The organism is Acidithiobacillus sp., from assembly GCF_023255755.1.
Taxonomy (GTDB): Bacteria; Pseudomonadota; Gammaproteobacteria; order Acidithiobacillales; family Acidithiobacillaceae; genus Acidithiobacillus.
Genome location: NZ_JAGDVS010000143.1, coordinates 1 through 4,845 on the forward strand (window position 1 = coordinate 1; position 4,845 = coordinate 4,845).

Below are 4,845 nucleotides of genomic sequence, written 5' to 3' on the forward strand. Positions count from 1 at the left end.
GGGTGGCCTCAGCACTATCCCTGACGATGAGCACATTCACCTGCACACCCCGGCGGGTATCCCGATCCAGACCACGGCGGATCGCCTGAAGCCACTGGTCGGCACCCTCATCGATCTGTTCAGCCTTGGCGCTTCAGGCCCTCTGCGGATGTCCGCCTTTGATGCGCCGCGCCTCGCCCGGTTGGCGGATAGCAGCCAGTGGCGTAGTGAGGGTATGGATGCCGTGCGTGCCCTGGCCAAGCGCCTGCCCCAAAATGGGGAGATTACACCCGTCGCCCTGCCCGCAGGTTTCGCCCTCCCCCTGCGCCCTTATCAGCAGGATGGACTCGCCTGGCTGCAATTCCTGCGCGAGCATCATTTGGGTGGCATTCTCGCGGACGACATGGGTCTCGGCAAAACCGCGCAAACCCTCGCCCACCTGCTGCTGGAGAAGGAGAGTGGCCGCCTGACCGATCCCGCCCTGATTATCATGCCCACTTCCCTGATTCATAACTGGCGGGAAGAAGCAGAGCGCTTCGCCCCCGACCTGCGGGTACTCTCCCTGCACGGTAAAGAGCGCAGCAGCCGCTTTGCCGAAATACCCCACCATGATCTGATTCTCACCACCTATCCGCTGGTCTGGCGGGACATTGAGACGCTCAAGGACCAGTCTTTTCATCTGCTGATTCTCGACGAGGCGCAGATGGTCAAGAATGCGCAGGGCCGTGCCGCCGAAGCCATTCGCGAGATTCCCACCCGGCATCGACTCGCCCTCACCGGCACACCGCTGGAAAACCATCTCGGCGAACTCTGGGCGCAATTCGACTTCCTCCTGCCCGGCTTTCTCGGCGACTCACGCAGCTTCCAACGGGTCTGGCGCGGCCCCATCGAACGCCACGGAGATGCTGAGCGTCTGGATTTACTAGCCCGTCGGGTGCGTCCCTTCATCCTGCGCCGCCGCAAGGAAGAAGTCGCCAAAGAACTCCCCGAGAAAACCATTATCATCCGCTCCATGGATATTGACGGGGCTCAGCGCGACCTTTACGAGACCGTACGCAGTGCCATGGATGAACGTATCCGCCAGGAAATCGCCGCCAAAGGTTTTCAACGCAGCCAGATCGTCATCCTCGACGCCATGCTCAAGCTGCGTCAGGTCTGCTGTGACCCGCGCCTGCTCAAGAGCGAGAAGGCGCGTAAAGTACAGGACAGCGCCAAACTTGCTCTGCTCATGGAAATGATTCCGGAGTTGCTGGCGGAAGGTCGCCAGATTCTGCTGTTTTCGCAATTCACCGAGATGCTCGCCCTGATCAGTGCACGCCTCGACAAGATGCATATCCCTTACGTGCTGCTCACCGGCAGCACCCAGGATCGCAAGACGCCCATCGACCGCTTTCAGCGCGGCGAAGTGCCACTCTTCCTGATCAGCCTCAAGGCGGGCGGCGTCGGCCTCAACCTCACGGCAGCAGACACCGTGATTCACTATGACCCATGGTGGAATCCCGCCGCCGAAAATCAGGCCACTGATCGCGCCCACCGCATCGGTCAGAAACGTCAGGTTTTTGTTTACAAACTGATTGTTGCCGGAAGTATTGAAGAAAAAATCCTGGCATTGCAGGAGAAAAAGGCCATTCTCGCCGCAGGTGTGCTGGAGAAGGCGCAGAAAGAAAAACTCCGTTTCGGTCCCGACGATCTCGCCTCTCTTCTCGCGCCACTGCCAGAAACCCGGCGCTGAGGCACGAGCCGCGACGCTTCCTGAATGGCACGCTTGGTGGCATTATGGTGGACGATCACCAGATGCGCACCGGTCGGCCCTGCAAACCATCGGATTTCGTCGGCAAACGCTTAGGGAATTAAGACGTATGAAAGCAGCACAGACAAAAGATAAGCGGCAGGAGCGCTTCATCATCAGTGGCGCCCTCCACGGAGTGACAGAATCTGCCATAGAAGAACTCCGGGCTTTCGAGGCGATGGGCGGGCACCTGGAATTCCTCCCGGAAAAGCAGTTGGTGCTGATTCAGTACGATGGTCGCTGTGGTGCCGAGATGGAAGCGAAAATGGTCGCCGCTCTTCAGCAAGCCGGCGCCCACTGCGAATCGCATGGCGTGATATGTCACGGTAAAGATCATTGCGAACCTCTTAATTTGCATGTTGGTCCCCTGGCCAAAGATCATCCTAAGCGTCTTGCTTCGGTCACCAAGCACCTCGGTCGATGGCTGCGTTTAAAACAGTCCTAAAAATGCGTCTTCCGCGTCCCTTAGCTGCCTTGGTGACGCTGGCCTTGTGGATACTCTGTGCTACATCAGTCGCAGCAGCCGACACCCTCAACGCCATCCAGGAGCAACTCCTGAACTCAGCGGCAAGCGCCTTCGCTCAGGGTGATTATCGCCCCGCTGCCGATGCACTGCCTGAATTAGAAAATACCTACATGGGGCCATGGGTAGGGTACTGGTCTCTGCAACCCCGCCTCAAAACCATGACCCAAGACCAGTATCAACGCTATGCGGAGCGCTTTCCGGGTGGGGTGGCACATCATTTACTGCGTCGACAGTGGCTGTTAGAACTCGCGCGCCGCGAGGACTGGTCAGATTTTACCCAGGTGTTTCAGGCCGGCAGCATCCCCGATCTGATCAGCTTGCGCTGTGATGCGGCACGAGATCCACTGCTCAGCACCAGCACGGTGGTTGCCCCATTTTTCCTCTGGAGCAGCGCCGCAGCGAATGATCATGCCTGCAACGCCATGGCGCGTGCCTATCTGGAACAAGGGCAAATCACGCCGCCAGAACTGTGGCGGCGCCTGCAACAAATGTACGAGGCCTCCGCTTTCGACGCTGCACTGCGCTTTGCGCCATTTTTACCCGCGCCACAATCTGACCAGCTTGCGCAGACGGTAACAGCACCTGCCGCGTGGATCTCTCAGCAGATTCAGCAATATGGCAGCAATAACTGGCCAACTGGTCAGGCACATCTACTGGTACTCGCCCTGCTGCGCCTCGCTGCTACTCACCCCGCGCAGGCGGCACAGTTTGTGCGGACCCTTGGCGTTCTCTCTGTCGCTGACAAGTCGCTGGTGCTTTATAACAGTGCCTACCACGCCACCCTGTCCTTTCGTTCCGAATCCGGACACTGGTATGCCCAAGCCTACGCCGCCGATCCGCAGTTTCGCCCCCGGCCCCGACTGCTGGCCTGGATGGTGCGTACTGCCCTACGCAATAGGGATTGGAACATGGTGGAGCAGGCCACCCAGGAGATGGACGCCGCCCAACGCCAGCAGCGGCAGTGGCAATTCTGGTCCGCCGTAGCGCTGCTGCAACTCGGACATACGCAGGCGGCTCAGATCTTGCTGGCGGCCCTGGAATCTCCGTGGACTTATTACGGGCAACTGGCTATGGCGACCCTCAACAAGCCACTGATCTTAAAGCCTGACGATCCGTCCGCACCGACCGAAGCGAGCGCCACATCGGATAATAACGCCCCCGAGCGGACCGCGATCACACTCTATCATCTCGGACTCTATTTCGACGCCCTCGCCGAATGGGACCAGTTTTTGAAGGGGTTGAACGGGACGGGGGAGATTAAAGCCGCAGCCCGGGCGGCCTTTCATCATGAGGCGTGGCTGCTCGGTATTCATGCGAGCAGTCTGATTCGCGGGGGAGAAGACTGGCAACAAGGCTACGTGCTTCCCTATGCACAGGAAATCGACGCTGCTGCCACCCAGACCGGCCTGCGCCGTGCCTTCCTGGCCGGTCTGATCCGGCAGGAATCCGGTTTTGCGTTCGGCATCCAATCTGACGTCGGCGCACAGGGGCTGATGCAGGTGATGCCTGCCACGGCCCAGTGGCTACAGACCCATGTAGCCGCAGCCGCCAACGCCGATCTGCACAGCGTCAGTGGCAATCTGACCCTGGGTTCTCACTATCTGAGCCTTCAGCAACAGCATTTTGGCGGCTCCGAGTTGCTGGCTGCGGCAGCCTACAACGCCGGGCCCGGCGCACCACAACGCTGGCTGAGCCGTTGGACACCGCCTCCGGGACCATGGGCTGGCCCGATTTTCACTGCGAACATCCCCTTCCAACAGACCCGCCATTATGTGCAGAGCGTGCTGACCAATACCGTCGTCTACGCCGCCATTCTCGACCGGCAGCCGCAAACCATATGGCCGCAGTGGCGCCTCGGCACCAACCCGTAATCCTCATCGCGATTTTTGCAACGAATTCCGTCTATACTATTTGCTGTCGCCAAGTCACCGGGGTTTGCATCTGATGGTCGCACCCAGTTTTCTTCCCCGCCCCTACTTCCAGCACCTGCTGACCGCTCTGACTGCGGCGGGCTACCTCTGTCTGGGTCCCAAGGTGCGGGACGGCGCCATTGTTTATGAAGGGTTGGACAGTGCCGACGATCTGCCACGGGGAGTCCACGACCATCAGCAGCCGGGGGTGTACCGGCTTCACCGCGACGAGAGCCCGCGCTGTTTCGCCTGGGCCAACGGTCCCCAGGCCCTCAAACCGCTGCTCTTTGCCCCTCACGAGGTCCTCTGGACCAGCGCTGCGGGGAGTGACGGGGGTATAACCTTTCACCCCAAGAAACCGGAAGCGCAGCCCACCGCCGTCATCGGCGTGCGCGCCTGCGATCTCGCGGCGCTGCGTCTGCAGGACCAGCACTTTCTGGAGGGGCCTTTCCCGGATCCCCATTATGGCGCCCGGCGCAGAAACCTTTTTTTGGTGGCGGTGCATTGCACCCATCCCGCAGCCACCTGCTTCTGCGCCTCCACCGGCGACGGGCCGCGGGCTGAGTCTGGTTTCGACTTGGCCCTGGCGGAACTCGACGAGGGCTTCATTGTCACGGCGGGGAGCCGCAAGGGCGAGGCAC

The 4,845-nt window shown here is 60.4% G+C and carries 3 protein-coding genes and 1 pseudogene; all 4 read left to right on the forward strand.

The window, feature by feature from the left end; genetic code table 11:
• On the forward strand, positions 1-1,711 hold a 1,711-nt coding region (locus tag Q0C48_RS10020), incomplete at its 5' end, for a DEAD/DEAH box helicase (RefSeq protein ID WP_291523962.1).
• A 127-nt stretch (positions 1,712-1,838) separates the two neighbouring features.
• Positions 1,839-2,213 (forward strand): hypothetical protein, encoded by a 375-nt coding sequence (locus Q0C48_RS10025; protein WP_291523963.1) that lies wholly within the window; start codon positions 1,839-1,841, stop codon positions 2,211-2,213.
• Positions 2,214-2,215: 2 nt separating this feature from the next.
• Positions 2,216-4,165, forward strand: a complete 1,950-nt coding sequence (locus tag Q0C48_RS10030) for a lytic transglycosylase domain-containing protein (protein ID WP_291523965.1) — start codon at positions 2,216-2,218, stop codon at positions 4,163-4,165.
• A gap of 73 nt (positions 4,166-4,238) precedes the next feature.
• A pseudogene (locus Q0C48_RS10035) lies at positions 4,239-4,845 on the forward strand (sulfite reductase subunit A); the annotation flags it as partial.